This window comes from Pseudomonas helmanticensis, from assembly GCF_900182985.1.
GTDB classification, from domain to species: domain Bacteria; phylum Pseudomonadota; class Gammaproteobacteria; order Pseudomonadales; family Pseudomonadaceae; genus Aquipseudomonas; species Aquipseudomonas helmanticensis.
Genome location: NZ_FXUY01000001.1, coordinates 1,662,974 through 1,678,886, shown reverse-complemented (window position 1 = coordinate 1,678,886; position 15,913 = coordinate 1,662,974). Strand labels below are relative to the sequence as shown.

Below are 15,913 nucleotides of genomic sequence, written 5' to 3'. Positions count from 1 at the left end.
GGCCGTCCCTCAAATCAAAGGCAGGCAGTTTGAGGCAGGATTGAATCAATTCATCGGTGGCGCTGAGTCGAACAGTTCGGCAATCACCGGCCGGTTCCTGCGGATGCCGAGGCAACACAGGTGGTATTCGATAAAGAACGGGTGATCGACAAAGGTGATCGGCGTGGTGCCGGGCGTTTCGGCGTACTCGACGGCCGATACGAAACCGATGCCGATGCCTTTGACGATTGCGTGGACGATGGCTTCGCGGCTGTTCAGTTGCATGACGCAATTGAGTTCGATGTCGAGGCGCTTGCAGCGTTCTTCCACCAGTTGTCGGGTGCGTGCGCTGGTTTCGCGCATTACCCATTTTTCCTTGCTGATCGCGCTGACGTGAACCTGCGTCTGGCTGGCCCAGGGATGGTCATCGCGCACCACGGCAATGATCGGGTAGCGGTGATACAGCTGCGTATGAAAGCGCTCATCGAATTCCGACAACGCCAGAATCGCCACGTCGATATCGAAGTTGAACAACCGCGCCAGGGTGTCCTTTTCCGAAGAGAACGAAGTTTCCAGTTCGATATCCGGGTGGCGTTGCATCAGCTCATACGTCAGGTTCATCGCAATCGGTGGCGACACCGCACCGAGGCGCAGCATGCCGGTCTTGCGTTGTTTGAAACTCTGCAGCAGTTGCACCGCTTCATCTTCCTGGCCGAACAAGCCCTGGGTGATCGCATAGAGCTTGTGCCCGGCCGAACTCATCTCGATGTAGCGCCCACGGCGGTGGAACAGCTCCACCGAGAAGGTTTTCTCAAGTGCGTTGACCTGTTCGCTGACGGTCGGCTGGCCGACGCAGAGATACTCGGCGGCTAACGTGAAGCTGCCGGTCTTGGCCACCGCATGAAACGAACGCAACCACTTGTGATACTGGTACATGCAAGCCCCGTCAGCGTCGGATGAACAATGCCACTGCCGCGCTGCACAGGCAGGCGCTGGTGACCACTATGAAGATGAGAGACGTGTTTGCCGTGGTGTCAAGCAAACGACCAATCATCGGCTCGGCCAAGCCGGCGAACAGATAGGACGAAAAGTTCATGATCCCGGTTGCCGTGCCGGCGCGTTTGGCACCGACCAGATCCGGGCAGAGCGCCCAGAAACTCGATGCCGGCCCATAGACGAAGAATCCACAAAGGAACAAAGCCACCAGGCCAATGACGCTGTGCGGCGGCAGGCTCCACATCCACAGGCTGGTCGCGGCGCCGAGGACCATATAGAGCATGATCGCCAGATAACGCTTGGAGCCGAACAGCTTGTCCGACACCCAGCCATTGCTCAGGGCGCCGACCGCCATGCCGACGGGGAGGGCGACGGTGATCCATTTCGGGTCGATCATGCTGTCGCCGCTTTTCCAGTCAGCGCCGAGAAAGTGCACCGGCACCCAGACGATCAAGCCGTAGCGCGCCGCGTTCTGAAAGCCCAGCGACAGTGCGGCGATCAGCAGGCGAGGATTCTTCAGCACGGCTTTGTAGCGTTGTGCCGAGGACTCGACTGCGCCGTAAGCGGCTTCCTGATGTTTGTCATCAGTATTGGCCACACCGGTATCGGCCAACGGTTCGAAGCCCAGGTCCTGCGGCCGTTCGCGGGCGACCAGATAGAAAATGATGCCGCCGGCAAGCATCAGCAGCACCGGCAAGCGGAAGATCCAGCGCCATTCCAGTTGCAGCACTTCGAGCACGACGATAGAGGTGATGTACGACAGCACTGACGCGCAGCCGGCGGCAAAGGTGTAGAAGCCATAGACCTTGCCGCGCTCGCCGGCCGCCCACCAATTGGCAATCAGCCGACCGCCCGGCGCCCAGCCCAAGGCCTGAAAGTAGCCGTTGACGCCCCATGGCAGAATCAGGCTGGAGAAACCGCCGGCAAAACTGGTCACCCAGTTCGCCGCGCAGGACAACACCGCGCCGAGGGTCATGATGCGCCGGCCACCGAATTTGTCGGCGAGGTTGCCGTTGATCGCCTGACCAATCGCGTAGGCCCAGAGCATCGCGGCAGAGGCCCAGCCGAGGGTTTCCTTGCTCAGACCGAACTCGGCCTGGATCCCCGGAATGGCGAAACCGAAGGTTTGTCGCCCGGTGTAGAAAAACAGATAGCAGAACATCGCCGCCAGCAGCATGCGCCACTGCGCGACACGGAACGAGGCAGAACGTTCGGCGAGACCAGGCATTGTTTCGGCACGATTCATGATCTTTTCCTTATTGTTGTGGATTCCCGCCGGATGTCGTCGGCGGGTGCACTCTTTTTTGGTGCGACAGGAAATCACCGCAGCGTTTACGCCGCTGGCTGAGCTTGGGTTGTTCAGGTGTCGGGCGAGGTCAGGCAGCTTGAGAACCGATGAAGTTCTTGCCGCGTGCGCCCTGCATCGCCAGGTGAATGATGTCGTCGGCGTCCTTGGCCGAGACGCCGTAGTCGGCAAACTCGGTCTTCACACCCAGCGCATGGAGAAACTCGCGCAACTGCTGTTGAGCCTTGGGCAGGTCTGCGCCGAACACCCGCTGCAGGACGCGGTCGCGGGTGGCGTCATGGCCCCACGCCAGACCGAGCACCAGTGGCAGAGTGAAGGAGCAGGCGATGCCGTGGGGCAGGCCATGGCGCAAGGTCATTTCATAGGAAATGGAGTGTGCCAACGCGGTTTTGGTGTTGGAAAACGCCAGCCCGGCCTTGAGCGCCGCCAGTGCCATGCGCGTGCGCAGCTCCTGGCTGGACAAGTCTTTTTGCAGGCTCGGCAGGCATTCGAGAATGTCTTCGATCGCCGAGATGGCGAAGGTATCCGAGACTGGATTGGCGTTGACGTTCCAGATCGACTCCAGTGCATGGGACAGCGCATCGAGCCCGGTGGAAACGGTGACGCTGGCGGGTACGGTGAGCATCAACTGCGGGTCGATGATCGCCACGCGCGGCCAGGTGCAATCCAGGTGCAGCGAGTATTTCTTCTGGCTGGCGCTGTCCCAGATGGTTGCCCATGGCGTGACCTCGCTGCCGGTGCCGGCGGTGGTCGGCGCGGCGATCAGCTGTTTGCAGCGCGGCGGGGTGAACGGTTTGCCGGTCGCCAGCAGATTCAGCAGTTCATCGAAACGCCCCGACGCGGTGCCGACGATCAACGCCTTGGCCGTGTCGATGGCGCTGCCGCCACCGACAGCCAGGACCACATCACAGTCGCCGGCCTGCTGCCAGAAATCTTCGTAGGTGCTGCGCAAATGCGCGACGTCGGGATTGGGCTGCACATCTTCGAATACATAGACCAGGCGCTCCCCGAGCAGGGCTTGCAGGCGATCCACCAGCCCCAGCCCACGCGCCTCAGGGAAGGTCACGAGGGCGACGGTCTGCTGTTCGGTGATGGCGGCAAGTTCTTGCAGGCTGCCCCAGCCGAAACGGGTATCGACGGGGTTCTGGAAACGGGCAGTCATGGTGGATCCTTCTTGTTGTTGTCGTGTGGGCACATACTCGATGGCGGCCGACAACGCTACAAATCGATAAATCGCAGGGTTGAATCGGCTGAGCCGATAACAGCGGCTGCTAATGGGAAGAGCCGCTCTGGATCGCTGCACGCAGGCGACTGGAAACGGCGTCCGCCACGATCACCATGACGGTAATGACGATGATGCAGGTCGCGGTTTCCGGGTATTTGAACAGTTTGAGACTGCTCACCAGCTCGAACCCCAAGCCGCCGGCACCGACCATTCCGAGCACCGTGGCCGAGCGCAGATTGACCTCGAAGCGGTAAAGAATCACCGCGATCCAGGCAGTGATGACCTGCGGTAAAACGCCGAACACGATCACTTGCAGCGGGCGCGCGCCAGTGGCTTGCAGCGCTTCGATCGGGCCTTGGTCGATCTCTTCGATGCTCTCGGCGAAGAACTTGCCGAGCATGCCCAGGCCATGCAGCGCCAGCGCCAGCACGCCGGGAAACGGACCGAGGCCGACGGCCGAGACAAAGATCAGCGCGAGGATCAGTTCGTTGATGCTGCGGGTGAAGTTCAGCGCCTGGCGCGTGATGTGAAACACCCAGCGATTGCGGCTCAGATTGCGCGCGGCGAGAAACGACATTGGAATCGCCAGCAACACCCCGAGCAAGGTGCCCCAAATGGCGATCTGCAAAGTCTCCACCGCTGGTGCGATCAGACGCGGAAGAATGCTCAGATCCGGCGGAAAGGTGCGCGAAAGAAAGTCACCGATCTGCGGCAATCCCGCCGCCAGTTCACCGAGGCTGAGCTGCGCGCCTTGTGCGCTCCAGTTCAGCGTCCACAGCACGATCAGGACGATGCCGGCGGTGGTCAGCCAGCTGCGCGTGCCACGAGGGTGGTCACCGACCCACTGATAATTTTGCGATTGCATGTTCAGGCCCTCGAGGCGGCGCGGTAGGTCAGGCTGGGTGTCGGGATGGCGGCGCATGGCTCGGCCGATTGCCCCGGATAGATTCGCGCCAGATCGGCCTCGGTCATGCTCGACGCTTGGCCATCGAACACCAGGTTGCCGTGAGCGAGGCCGACCACGCGGTCGCCAAACTCGCGGGCGTATTCGACCTGGTGCAGATTGCACAGCACGGTGATGCCCAGTTCGCGGGTGGCATCGCGCAGGTACTGCAAGACCAGTCGTGCGGTTTTCGGATCGAGGCTGGCGATCGGCTCATCGGCCAGAATCACCTTCGGCCGCTGCGCCAGTGCGCGGGCAATGCCGACACGCTGTTTCTGGCCGCCGGACAGCGAATCAGTGCGCTCACCGGCCTTGTGCGCCAGTTCCACGCGCTCCAGGCATTGCATCGCCAGCGCCACATCGTCACGGCGAAACAGTTGCAGAATCGAGGCGAGGGTGCCGACGGAACCGAGACGGCCGGTCAGCACATTCTTCAGCACGCTCAAGCGCGGCACGACGTTGTGGTGCTGAAAAATCATTGCCACTTCACGGCGTAAAACACTGGTGTCCGCGCAGGCGAGGGCGTCAATACCGGCGACGTTCAGCGTGCCGCTGTCGGCTTGCGCCAGTCGATTGATGCAGCGCAGCAAGGTCGATTTACCGGCACCGGACTGGCCCAACACCACGACGAACTCGCCGGGCGCAACGTCGAGGTCGATGCCGCGCAACACCGGATTGCTGCCGTAATGTTTGCTCAGTTGGCGGATGCTGATCATTTCATGCTCCGCAAATCGAGATCGAGGACCTTGGCGGTTTCGCGCACCACGTCATAGGACGCATCCGTGGTGGGCTGGAAGCCATTGAGCACGCCCTGATCACCCCACGGCACGTCCTTGATCGAGGCCAGCGCGTCGGCGACTTTCTTCTTCAACTCCGGATCGAGCGCCTTGCGCCAGACCATCGGCGATTCAGGGATCGGCTTGGAACGCCAGACGATTTCGAAGTCATCCTGCTTGACCACGCCTTTGGCCACGGCGCTGGCAAAGATGCGGTCAGCCACGGCGGCGGCGTCGACTTTCCTGTTCTCGACCGCAAGGATGCTGGCGTCGTGGGAGCCGGAGAAAATCACTCGCTTGAACAAGCTGTCCGGCGCGAAACCGGCCTGTTCCAGACCGGCTTTTGGAAACAGATGGCCGGACGCCGAACTCGGGTCGACGAACGCGAACGTATGGCCCTTGAGGTCGGCCAGCGAATGGATGCCGCTGTCCTTGCGCGCCAGAATCACACTTTTGTAAGCGCTCTGGCCGGTCTTCTTGGTGACGGCTACCGAGAACGCTTCAACATCGGCCACCGAGGTCGCCAGCACATACGAGAACGGCCCGAGATAAGCGACGTCGAGTTTGCCCGAGCGCAGCGCCTCGATGATGCCGTTGTAATCGGTGGCCACGAACGGCACCACCGGCATGCCGATCTTGGCTTGCAGATCGTCGAGCACTTGTTTGCTCGATTCGATCATCGCCTGCGAGTCTTCCGAGGGGATCAGGCCAATCGTCAGTTTGTCCTTGGCCCAGACCTGGCTGGCACTCAGGGCAAGTACGGCAAGGCTGGCGGCACGCAGGAACTGGTTAATTGTTTTCATGGCATTCCACGCTGTGGTTGGGAGTTGCCACAGGCTAGGTCTGTCACGTGACAGTCATTCAATCAATTCAATATGAGAAACAGCACTTAACTATTGATGGAGTCTATGGATGTCGAGCGCGAAATTGCGGGCTTTTCTGGCGGTCGCCCGTCACGGCAGTTTCAGCGCCGGGGCGCGCGCGTCGGGTTTGAGCCAGCCGACACTGACCACGCAGGTGCAAAGCCTGGAACGTCAGCACAACGTCGAACTGTTTCATCGGCGCGGGCGGCGGATCGAGCTGTCGGATGTTGGACGGCAATTGCTGCCGATCGCGCAGCGGCTGGCCTTGCTGGAACTGGAAGCGCACAACCTGTTGCGCGACTCCGGGCGGCTTGACAGCGGCCAGCTCAAAGTCGGTGCGGTGGGGCCGTTCCATGTGATCGAGATGGTCGACAGCTATCTGCAACAGCATCCGAATATCGATGTGTCGATCCGCGTGGGTAACTCGGCGCAAGTGTTATCGGATCTGGAAAACTACGTGACCGACATCGCCGTGCTGGCCGGGCGTCAGGATGATCCGGCGTTGTGTTCGGTGCGTTATGCGCGGCATGCGATCATCTTGTTTGCGCACCATGAGCATCCGCTGGCCAATCGCGGCAGCGTGCGCCTGGAAGAACTGGAAGGGCAGCGGCTGCTGCAACGAGAGCCCGGTTCGACCACGCGGCTGGTACTGGAGCAGGCGCTGAATGCGGCGCAAGTGAAGCCGAGGATCGCCATGGAAATCGGCAGTCGCGAGGCTTTGCGTGAAGCGGTGGTGCGCGGGCTGGGATTGGGTGTGGTGTCGGAAGCGGAATTCATTGCCGACCCGAAAATCCGCACGATCCGCATTGAGGGTGAAGCGCTGTATACCGAGACCTACCTGTACTGTCTGGCCGAGCGGCGCTCCAGTCGGCTCATCTCGTCGTTTTTCGAGGCAGCGCTGGGCTGAGGATTTGCAATTTTCAACGAGGCTTGGCTAATATACGATACATATACACATCGTATCGGATTCATATATGGGCATCGTAAAGATTTCAGAGGACATGCACGAGAATCTGCGCATCTCCAGCAACGCCCTCAGCCGCTCGATCAACGCGCAGGCCGAGCACTGGATGCGCATCGGCATGCTCGCCGAGCTGCACCCCAACCTCGACCACAGCGCCATTTGCCGCTTGCTGATCCGCGCCGAACAGAACGGCGGGCTGGATCTGCAACAACTGACTCAGGAAGCCGTCAGCGCATGAGAAACCAGATCAAGATCAACACCCCGGCCGACATCGCGCAATCACGTGCTGCCGGCAAACTCGCCGCCGAAGTCCTGGCAATGCTGGTGCCGCACGTCAAGGCTGGCGTGACCACTGACGAGCTGGACCGGTTGTGCAACGACTACATCGTCAACGTGCAGAAAGCGGTGCCGGCCAACGTCGGTTATCACGGCTTTCCGAAAACCGTCTGCGCCTCGGTCAATGACGTGGTGTGCCACGGGATTCCGTCGGGCACGCCGTTGAAGGATGGCGACATCGTCAACCTCGACATCGCGGTGATCAAGGATGGCTGGTTCGGTGATACCAGCCGCATGTACGTGGTCGGTGAGCCAACGCCTGAAGCGCAGCACCTGATCAAGACCACCTATGACGCCATGTGCGCGGGGATTCGCGTGGTCAAACCGGGCGTGACACTGGGCGATATCGGTCACGCGATCCAGAGCCTGGCAGAGAAGGAAGGTTTCAGCGTGGTGCGCGAGTACTGCGGGCACGGCATCGGCAAGGTCTACCACGATGAACCGCAAATCCTGCATTACGGCTTTCCCGATCAGGGCATGAAGCTCAAGGCCGGGATGATTTTTACCGTGGAGCCGATGCTCAATGCCGGCAAGCGGCATGTGAAGAACATGCCGGATGGCTGGACCGTGCTGACCAAGGACGGCTCGCTGTCGGCGCAGTGGGAACACATGGTCGCGGTGACGGAGACCGGATTTGAAATTCTTACGGCGTGGCCGGATCAGATCGAAGGCTATTCCCCAATCACCTAAACACCATAAACCCTATGTGGGAGCGGGCTTGCTCGCGAAAGCGGTGTGTCATTCAACATTGTTGATGACTGACACGGACTCTTCGCGAGCAAGCCCGCTCCCACATTTGAAATGCATTCCTGTAGGAGCTGTCGAGTGAAACGAGGCTGCGATCTTTTGATCTTGTTTTTCAACTGCAAGATCAACAGATCGCAGCCTGCGGCAGCTCCTACAGGTTATCTGGTGTGTGCGGGGATGCTTTGCAGCCAGTCGAGCATCTCGTCCCACAATGGCTGCGCACTCTCGCGAAAATAACCCATGTGTCCGTATGGCTGACCGTCCGGAGGTGGCTGCAGATCCAGCAGGGTCAGCGGTGCATTCACCATGGCTTTGACAAACGCATCGCGTGAGCGCGGCGGTGCCCAGGGATCATCGACCGATGTGGCGAAAACGCACGGGGTTTTGACCTCTGCGTACAGCCCACGCAGATGTGCCATCTCGGGGTCATCGAAATAGTAGTAGGGGTTTTTGCACCAGCGTTTCCAGTCGTTGTAAACGCCCAGCGGCAAATCATCGCCCATGCCCAATAAGCTCCAGGCCATGTAGCCTTTGCGGGCGACGATCAGCGGCAGCACAAACTTCCACATAAAGCGGATTTTCCAGCCTTCGGTCCGCGACATCCAGCCACTCCAGCCGGCTCCGCTGCCCACGGTGTAGCAGGCGGTCAGGGCGTGGTGGTTGGGGAGCAGGCCAATCGCGTGACCACCGAAAGAATGGCCGACCCAATACAGCGGCAATGCTTGCTGACGCAGCAGGTCGACTGCCGCCGCCAGATCCTGGAAGGCCCAATCCAGATACGCCATCTGAAAGCCTTTCAACTCAGCCGGTTTCGACTGGCCGACACCCCGGTAGTCAAGCGTCAGCACGTTGAAACCCTGGCGCGCCGCATGCTCGGCAAAGCGCCGATAAAAGCGCTGCTGCACGCCGGTGGCGCCGGCCATGATCAGGTTGCCTTTGGCCTCGCCGGATGCGCTGTAGCGGATCGCCGACAATGCATAACCGTCGTCGGCAACCAATGTGATGTCTTGTCTCTGGATCGAGTCAGCGAGGGGGGTGGCCATGGTGTGCACAGGTCTCTTCCGATTGAGTTGAGCCAAACCGTCGGCGACCTTTGAACACCGGTGCGCACCTTTACATCATCGCCAGTTGGGTACATGGAAACTAATCGAACAGTAGGTCACCGTCAAAGCGCGAGGGACAGGCTTATATCAAGGAATCACCGCCAGTTATCCTGAATGCCGATGTAGGAGCTGCCGCAGGCTGCGATCTTGTGATCTTGCATTTAGAACAAGATCAAAAGATCGCAGCCTGCGGCAGCTCCTACAGGGGTGTTCAGTGGGAGCCGGCGGCTTTGTTGAGGTCGCTTTCGGTCCATTCGGTGTAGACGCAGGCGTCGGCGGTGGCCCAGCGTACTTGCACCGGGTCGCCAGCCTTGAGCGGCATGCCGGCGGCTGACAGTGCTTTCACTGTCATTGATGTGCCGCCCGAGGTGACCACGCTGCAGGTCTGGCTTTCGCCGAGGAACAGCACTTCCACAACCTTCGCTGAAACCTCATTCCAACCCGACGGCAACGGTTCGCTGATCGCTTGCGCCACGCTCAACGCCAGTGCCTTTTCCGGGCGCACCATCAGCAGCACATCCTGATCGGTGTGCAACCCGGCTGTCAGTCGAATCGACAGTGACTGCCCTTCAAATGAAACCGCCGCATTGCCCTGTGCCTTGAGCTTGAGGAAGTTCGAGTTGCCGAGGAAGGAGGCGACAAACGCATTCGGCGGATTCTGATAAAGGTCATAACCGCTGCCCAGACCGACAATCTTGCCGTGACTGAAAATCGCGATGCGCTGCGACAAACGCATGGCTTCTTCCTGGTCGTGGGTCACGTAAACAATGGTGATGCCCAGCCGGCGATGCAGTTGGCGCAGCTCATCCTGCAAGTCCTCGCGCAGCTTTTTATCCAGCGCCCCCAGCGGTTCGTCCATCAACAGAATGCGTGGTTCGTAAACCAGGGCGCGGGCGATGGCGACGCGTTGTTGCTGGCCGCCAGACAATTGCGAAGGGCGGCGATGAGCGAACTGCTCAAGCTGCACCAGTTTCAACATCGCATCGACGCGCTTCTCGCGTTCGGCGGCAGCGAGTTTGCGAATCGCCAACGGGAAGGCAATGTTGTCGCGTACCGACAGGTGCGGGAACAGCGAATAACGCTGGAACACCATGCCGATGTCGCGCTTGTGCGGCGGCACGTTCACCAGCGACTCACCATTGACGAGGATCTCGCCGCTGCTCGGCGTTTCAAACCCGGCGAGCATCGACAGGGTCGTACTTTTGCCCGAGCCGCTGGAACCGAGGAAGGTCAGGAACTCGCCGTCCTTGATGTCCAGCGAGATGTTGTCGACGGCGGCAAAGTCGCCGTAGTGCTTGTTCAGATTGCGCAGGCTGACCAGGGGTTTGTCATTCTGCTGGGAAGCGTCTTTGATCACGGCACTCATGTCGTACTCCTGGGCGCTCAGGCGCTGATTTCGTTGCGCCGGCGCAATGCGGCGGCGATGACCATGACCAAAACAGACAAGCCGATCAGCAGCGTCGAAGCGACGGCGATCACTGGCGTCAGGTCCTGGCGCAGGGTGGTCCACATTTTCACGGGAAGGGTTTGCAGGGTCGGGCTGGCCATCATCACGCTGAGCACGACTTCATCCCACGAAACCAGAAAGGCGAAGAGGGCGCCGGCGACCATGCCCGGGCGAATCGCCGGGAACGTCACCTTGAACACCGCTTGCAGGCGCGAGGCACCGCAGATCACCGCCGCGTCTTCAATCGACTGATCGAACAGCTTCAGCGAGTTGATGATCGAGATGATGGTGAACGGCAGCGCGACGATCACATGGCTGACGACGAAGGCGAACATCGTCCCGGTGTAACCGAGCTTGAGGAACAGCGCGTACACCGCCACGGCGATGATCACCAGCGGCACGATCATCGGCAGGGTGAACAGGCCGTAGAGCATTTCCCGGCCAGGAAAGCGTCCGCGCACCAGCGCAAACGCAGTCGGCAAACCAAGGGCCACGGCGCAGATCGTGGTCAGCACAGCAACTTTGAGGCTGGCCGCGGCGGCGTTCATCCAGTCAGGGTTGGAGAAGAACTGGCCGTACCATTTCAGCGTCCAGCCCGGCGGCGGGAACACCAGCCACTGCGAGGAGCCGAACGACAGCAGCACGATAAATACGATCGGCAACAGCAGGAACAGACCGATCAGCCCGGTGGTTGCATACAAGCCGAAGCGCATGCGGCGGCTCATCGCATTGGGGGTCAGGAGCATGTCGGCTTACCTCGCGTTACTGGCGCCAACCGGGGATTCCGGCTGAAGCTTCAGGTAGAAGTAGAACAGCACCAGAGTGATCGCGATCAGCAACGCGGCGCCGGCACTGGCCAGGCCCCAGTTGAGGAACGATTGCACCTGCTGAATGATGAACTCCGGCAGCATCATGTTCTGCGCCCCGCCGAGCAGCGCCGGGGTCACGTAGTAACCGAGCGACATGACGAACACCATCAAGCCACCGGAGGCCAGACCCGGCCGGCACAGCGGCAGGAACACCCGGAAGAAGTTGGTCCACGGACTGGCGCCGCAGATTGAACCGGCCTGCAGAATCATCGGATCAATGGCCTGCATGGTCGCCTGCAACGGCAGCACGATGAACGGGATCATGATGTAGCTCATGCCGATCACCACGCCGGTGAGGTTGTGCACCATTTCCAGCGGCTGATCGATGATGCCCAGCGCCAGCAAAGCCTTGTTGATCACACCGGAGGCTTGCAGCAACACCAGCCACGAATAGGTGCGGGCGAGCAGGCTGGTCCACATCGACAGCAGCACGATGTTGAGAATCCATCGACCCCAGCCGCGCGGCACCAGCGTGATCGCCCAGGCCAGCGGAAAGCCCAATAGCAGGCTGAACAGCGTCACCAGCCCGGCCACCGAAAAGGTGTTGAGCAGCACTCGCGCATAAGCGGAGTTGGCGAACAGTTGTTCATAGTTGCCAAGGCCAGGCGTCGGTTCGAGCACGCCGCGCAACAGCAGGCCAATCAACGGCGCGAGAAAGAACAGGCCGATGAACAACAGCGCCGGCACGAGGTTGCCGGCGCCGCGCCAGCGTTGTCTGAGGGAAGGGGCTTGCTGCATCGCAACCGCCTGTGTTCCGTGGGCCGAACCGGCAGCGCTTTGGGCGCTGTCGGTGGCAGTGGAGGGACGGGACGCGGTGGCCGCCATTTTCATTTGACCAGCCATTCGTTCCACCGTGTCGCGATGGCCTGGCCGTTTTTGGCCCAGTACGCGAAATCAAGAGTGATCTGATCCTTAGCGTAGGCAGTCGGCAGGTTGGGGGCCAGCGTCGAATCCAGACGCTCCACACTGTCGAGGTTGACCGGGGCGTAGGCGGTCAGGTTGGAGAAGTCGGCCTGGCCTTTGGCGCTGCTGGCGCTGGCCAGAAACTTCATCGCCGCGTCCTTGTTTTTCGAGCCTTTGGGGATGACCAGAATGTCGGCCATGACCAGGTTCTGTTTCCAGCTCACGCCAACCGGCGCGCCGTCTTCTTGCAGGGCGTGAATGCGACCGTTCCAGAACTGGCCCATGCTCGCTTCACCGGACGCCAGCAGTTGCTGCGACTGCGCGCCGCCGCCCCACCAGACGATGTCTTTCTTGATGGTGTCGAGTTTTTTGAAGGCGCGATCCAGGTCCAGCGGGTAGAGCTTGTCGGCAGGTACGCCGTCGGCCAGCAGCGCCAGTTCGAGCACGCCAGGGCTTGGCCATTTGTACAGGGCGCGTTTGCCGGGGTAGGTCTTGGTGTCGAACAGGGCGCTCCAGTCCTGCGGCTTGTTGGCGCCGAGTTTGCCCTCGTTGTAGCCGAGGACGAAGGAGAAGAAGAACGAGCCGACGCCGTAATCGCTGACGAAACGCGGGTCGATCTTGTCGCGCTGGATGGTCTTGAAGTCGAGGGGTTCGAGCAGGCCTTCGGCAGCGGCGCGCAGGGCGAAATCGGCTTCGACATCGACCACGTCCCACTGCACGTTGCCACTCTCGACCATGGCTTTGAGTTTGCCGTAATCGGTCGGGCCGTCCTGCACGACGGTGATGCCGCTGGCCTTGCTGAACGGATCGGCCCAGGCCTGTTTCTGCGCATCCTGGGTGCTTCCGCCCCAACTGACAAAATTCACGCTTTCGGCAGCCATTGCAGCCTGGCCGGTGACGCTGAGCAGTCCCGCAAAAAAGATCGCGGTTGCAGCTTTGTTCAACACCATTTTCACGCCCTCATTGTTGTGTTTTTGAGCGGGCTTGCGTTGTTGCCCGCCTGTCGGGAGCAGTAGCTGGACGTTCGTTGGAGTGTCCGGTCTATGGAATATCATATTATGGTATTCCAAACTTTGTGCAAGCACTTTGCCTTACCGGTTATCTGGCGGCTGTCCTTTTTTGTGGTTCGAAGAAATGAATCTGCAATGCATAACTTTTGTGGGAGGGGGCTTGCTCCCGAAGGCGGTGGATCAGTCAACATCTATGTCAACTGATCCACCGCCTTCGGGAGCAAGCCCCCTCCCACATTTTTAGCCTGGCCGCCCGGGGTTATTCGGTAAAGGGGATGCTCTCGACCACTTCCAGGTCATACCCGGTCAGCCCGGCGTATTTCAGCGGCGGCCCAAGATGCCGCAGTTTGCCAACCCCAAGGTTCTGCAGAATCTGCGCCCCAGTCCCGACCTCCGAATAAATCCGCGATTGCGAGCGGCTGAACTGCCGTGGCGGCTGGGTCAATTGCGGCACGCGCTCCAGCAGCGCCTGCGACGATTCATGATTGGCCAGCACCACAACAACCCCATGACCCTCAGCCGCGACCCGTTGCAGCGCCGCCCACAACGTCCAGTTCGTCGGCCCGCTGTACTCGGCACCGACCAGATCACGCAGCGGATCGATCACATGCACACGCACCAGCGTCGGCTCTTCACGGCGCAAATCACCCATGACCATCGCCATGTGCACGCCGCCTTCGATGCGATCCTCGAAGGTGATCAAACGGAAGGTGCCGTGCACCGTCGGCAGCTCGCGTTCGCCAATGCGCTCGATGGTGTGTTCGGTGCTCAGGCGATAGTGGATCAGGTCAGCGATGGTGCCGATCTTGATCCCGTGCTTGCGCGCGAACACTTCCAGATCCGGGCGACGGGCCATGGTGCCGTCGTCGTTCATGACCTCGACAATCACCGAGGCGGGGGTGAGACCGGCCAAACGGGCCAGATCGCAACCCGCCTCGGTATGCCCGGCGCGGGTCAGCACGCCACCTTCCTTGGCGCGCAGCGGAAAGATATGGCCGGGCTGCACCAGGTCTTCAGCGCGGGCATTCGGCGCGACAGCGGCGGCAACGGTGCAGGCGCGATCAGCTGCGGAGATGCCGGTGGTCACGCCAACCGCGGCTTCAATCGACACGGTAAACGCGGTGCTGAACACGCTGCCATTGGCCGGGACCATTTGCTCCAGGCCCAAACGCTGGCAATGTTCATCAGTCAGCGTCAGGCAAATCAGCCCGCGCGCTTCGCGGGCCATGAAGCTGATCGCTTCGGGCGTGCAACGGTCGGCGGCCAGCAACAGGTCGCCCTCGTTCTCGCGATCTTCGTCATCGACCAGCAGGACCATTTTGCCGAGGCGATAATCTTCGATGATTTCTTCGATGCTGTTGAAGGCCATGCTGGACTCTCAGGGTTTGTTGGAAATAATATTGGTATACCATAATACAAAATCAACAAAGAGGTCACTATGAAGGCGTACTGGATTGCTCATGTGGATATAGCCGATGCCGATCACTACAGCCAATACACCCAGCGCGCGCCGGCAGCCTTCGCCGCGTTCGGCGCGAAGTTACTGGCGAGGGGCGGGCGCAGCGAAGCGATGGAAGGGCGCGAGACGCCGCAGCGCAGCGTGGTGATCGAGTTCGAGAGCTACGAAAAAGCCGTGGCGTGCTACCACTCGGCGGCGTACCAGGAAGCGAAGCGTTATCGCGAAGAATGGGCGACGGCGCAAATCATCATCGTAGAAGGCATCGCCCCACTGTGAAGCCCACGGTAATGATCGTTCCCACGCTCCGCGTGGGAACGCCTCTTCGGACGCTCCGCGTTCGGCTGCTGAAGGGACGCGGAGCGTCCCGGTCTGCATTCCCACGCGGAGCGTGGGAACGATCAGACGGGGGGGATAGGTGGTGATCAGCGGATAAAGTGGATCTTGCCGCTGTCATCATTGCCCATATAGATCCCATACACCCCAGCCTGGCGCTCTTCGATATAGCGCTCAAGAATCTGCCGGATCGCCGGGTAGTAGATCTGCTCCCACGGAATGTCTTCCGGGGCGAAGAATTTGTAATCCATGGTCTCCGGCCCGTACTGCCCGGTGATCTCCAGCGCGATCGCGCGGAAGATGATGTACACCTCGCTGATCTTCGGCACGCTGAAAATCGAATACGGCGAGACGATTTCCGCGCGCACGCCGCTTTCTTCCCAGACTTCGCGGACCGCCGCTTGCTCGGTGGTCTCGCCGCTCTCCATGAAACCGGCCGGCAGCGTCCAGGTGCCGGGGCGCGGTGGGATAGCCCGTTGGCACAGCAGGTATTTGCCGTCCTGCTCGATGATGCAGCCGGCAATGATCTTCGGATTGATGTAGTGGATGTAGCCGCAACCGCGGCACATCAGGCGCTCGTGCGTATCGCCCGGCGGTATCTGCTGACCAAGATCAGGGCCACCGCATTTCGGGCAAAAGCTCGGGCTGAACATA

The 15,913-nt window shown here is 60.6% G+C and carries 17 protein-coding genes; 4 read left to right on the top strand and 13 right to left on the bottom strand.

Annotation, left to right across the window (positions count from 1 at the left end; genetic code table 11):
* Positions 1 to 45: 45 nt before the first annotated feature.
* The 6 genes from QOL84_RS07525 to phnD form a co-directional block, all read right to left on the bottom strand.
* The gene (locus tag QOL84_RS07525) at positions 46 to 915 is read right to left on the bottom strand and encodes a LysR substrate-binding domain-containing protein (RefSeq protein ID WP_283436771.1); all 870 of its coding nucleotides are present in this window, start codon (positions 913 to 915) and stop codon (positions 46 to 48) included.
* 10 nt (positions 916 to 925) lie between these two features.
* A complete protein-coding gene (locus QOL84_RS07520) occupies positions 926 to 2,221 on the bottom strand; it encodes an MFS transporter (RefSeq protein WP_283436770.1) in 1,296 nt (431 codons plus the stop codon).
* 130 nt (positions 2,222 to 2,351) lie between these two features.
* Complete coding sequence (gene psrA / locus QOL84_RS07515; RefSeq protein ID WP_129392883.1) at positions 2,352 to 3,443, bottom strand: iron-containing alcohol dehydrogenase PsrA; 1,092 nt, start codon at positions 3,441 to 3,443, stop codon at positions 2,352 to 2,354.
* 109 nt (positions 3,444 to 3,552) lie between these two features.
* On the bottom strand, positions 3,553 to 4,371 hold the full coding sequence (gene phnE / locus QOL84_RS07510) for a phosphonate ABC transporter, permease protein PhnE (protein WP_283436769.1): 819 nt from the start codon (positions 4,369 to 4,371) through the stop codon (positions 3,553 to 3,555).
* Between the two features lie 2 nt (positions 4,372 to 4,373).
* Positions 4,374 to 5,165 carry a phosphonate ABC transporter ATP-binding protein gene (gene phnC, locus QOL84_RS07505; RefSeq protein ID WP_283436768.1) on the bottom strand — a complete coding sequence of 264 codons (792 nt, stop codon included), beginning with the start codon at positions 5,163 to 5,165 and terminating at the stop codon, positions 4,374 to 4,376.
* Complete coding sequence (gene phnD / locus QOL84_RS07500) at positions 5,162 to 6,028, bottom strand: phosphonate ABC transporter substrate-binding protein (RefSeq protein WP_283436767.1); 867 nt, start codon at positions 6,026 to 6,028, stop codon at positions 5,162 to 5,164. Before phnD ends, phnC begins: the two co-directional genes overlap by 4 nt.
* Positions 6,029 to 6,137: 109 nt before the next feature.
* On the opposite strand from phnD, the gene QOL84_RS07495 reads away from it, so the two are divergent.
* From QOL84_RS07495 to map, 3 genes are all read left to right on the top strand, one after another.
* Entirely contained in the window at positions 6,138 to 6,995 is an 858-nt protein-coding gene (locus QOL84_RS07495; RefSeq protein ID WP_283436766.1) for a LysR substrate-binding domain-containing protein, read from the top strand.
* Between the two features lie 67 nt (positions 6,996 to 7,062).
* The gene (locus QOL84_RS07490; RefSeq protein WP_007918027.1) at positions 7,063 to 7,290 is read left to right on the top strand and encodes a ParD-like family protein; all 228 of its coding nucleotides are present in this window, start codon (positions 7,063 to 7,065) and stop codon (positions 7,288 to 7,290) included.
* The gene (map, locus tag QOL84_RS07485) at positions 7,287 to 8,078 is read left to right on the top strand and encodes a type I methionyl aminopeptidase (RefSeq protein WP_283436765.1); all 792 of its coding nucleotides are present in this window, start codon (positions 7,287 to 7,289) and stop codon (positions 8,076 to 8,078) included. Before QOL84_RS07490 ends, map begins: the two co-directional genes overlap by 4 nt.
* Before the next feature lie 215 nt (positions 8,079 to 8,293).
* Here map and QOL84_RS07480 read toward each other — a convergent pair whose 3' ends face one another.
* The 6 genes from QOL84_RS07480 to ribBA all read right to left on the bottom strand — a co-directional run bounded on the left by QOL84_RS07480 (position 8,294) and on the right by ribBA (position 14,836).
* A complete protein-coding gene (locus QOL84_RS07480; RefSeq protein ID WP_283436764.1) occupies positions 8,294 to 9,178 on the bottom strand; it encodes an alpha/beta hydrolase family protein in 885 nt (294 codons plus the stop codon).
* A 271-nt stretch (positions 9,179 to 9,449) separates the two neighbouring features.
* Complete coding sequence (locus QOL84_RS07475; RefSeq protein ID WP_283436763.1) at positions 9,450 to 10,604, bottom strand: ABC transporter ATP-binding protein; 1,155 nt, start codon at positions 10,602 to 10,604, stop codon at positions 9,450 to 9,452.
* 17 nt (positions 10,605 to 10,621) lie between these two features.
* Positions 10,622 to 11,431: an ABC transporter permease gene (locus tag QOL84_RS07470; RefSeq protein ID WP_007918021.1), complete on the bottom strand. Its 810-nt coding sequence runs from the start codon at positions 11,429 to 11,431 to the stop codon at positions 10,622 to 10,624.
* Positions 11,432 to 11,437: 6 nt separating this feature from the next.
* Positions 11,438 to 12,385: an ABC transporter permease gene (locus QOL84_RS07465; RefSeq protein WP_283438637.1), complete on the bottom strand. Its 948-nt coding sequence runs from the start codon at positions 12,383 to 12,385 to the stop codon at positions 11,438 to 11,440.
* Positions 12,382 to 13,407, bottom strand: coding sequence for an ABC transporter substrate-binding protein (locus QOL84_RS07460; protein WP_129392910.1), 1,026 nt, complete (start codon positions 13,405 to 13,407; stop codon positions 12,382 to 12,384). The genes QOL84_RS07465 and QOL84_RS07460 overlap by 4 nt, the downstream gene beginning before the upstream one ends.
* Before the next feature lie 319 nt (positions 13,408 to 13,726).
* The gene (gene ribBA, locus QOL84_RS07455; RefSeq protein WP_283436762.1) at positions 13,727 to 14,836 is read right to left on the bottom strand and encodes a bifunctional 3,4-dihydroxy-2-butanone-4-phosphate synthase/GTP cyclohydrolase II; all 1,110 of its coding nucleotides are present in this window, start codon (positions 14,834 to 14,836) and stop codon (positions 13,727 to 13,729) included.
* 69 nt (positions 14,837 to 14,905) lie between these two features.
* Here ribBA and QOL84_RS07450 point away from each other — a divergent pair, with 69 nt between their 5' ends.
* Positions 14,906 to 15,202, top strand: coding sequence for a DUF1330 domain-containing protein (locus QOL84_RS07450; protein ID WP_283436761.1), 297 nt, complete (start codon positions 14,906 to 14,908; stop codon positions 15,200 to 15,202).
* Between the two features lie 146 nt (positions 15,203 to 15,348).
* Here the strand turns inward: QOL84_RS07450 and QOL84_RS07445 are convergent, their stop codons facing one another.
* Complete coding sequence (locus QOL84_RS07445) at positions 15,349 to 15,912, bottom strand: NUDIX hydrolase (RefSeq protein ID WP_008088079.1); 564 nt, start codon at positions 15,910 to 15,912, stop codon at positions 15,349 to 15,351.
* Position 15,913 lies beyond the last annotated feature (1 nt).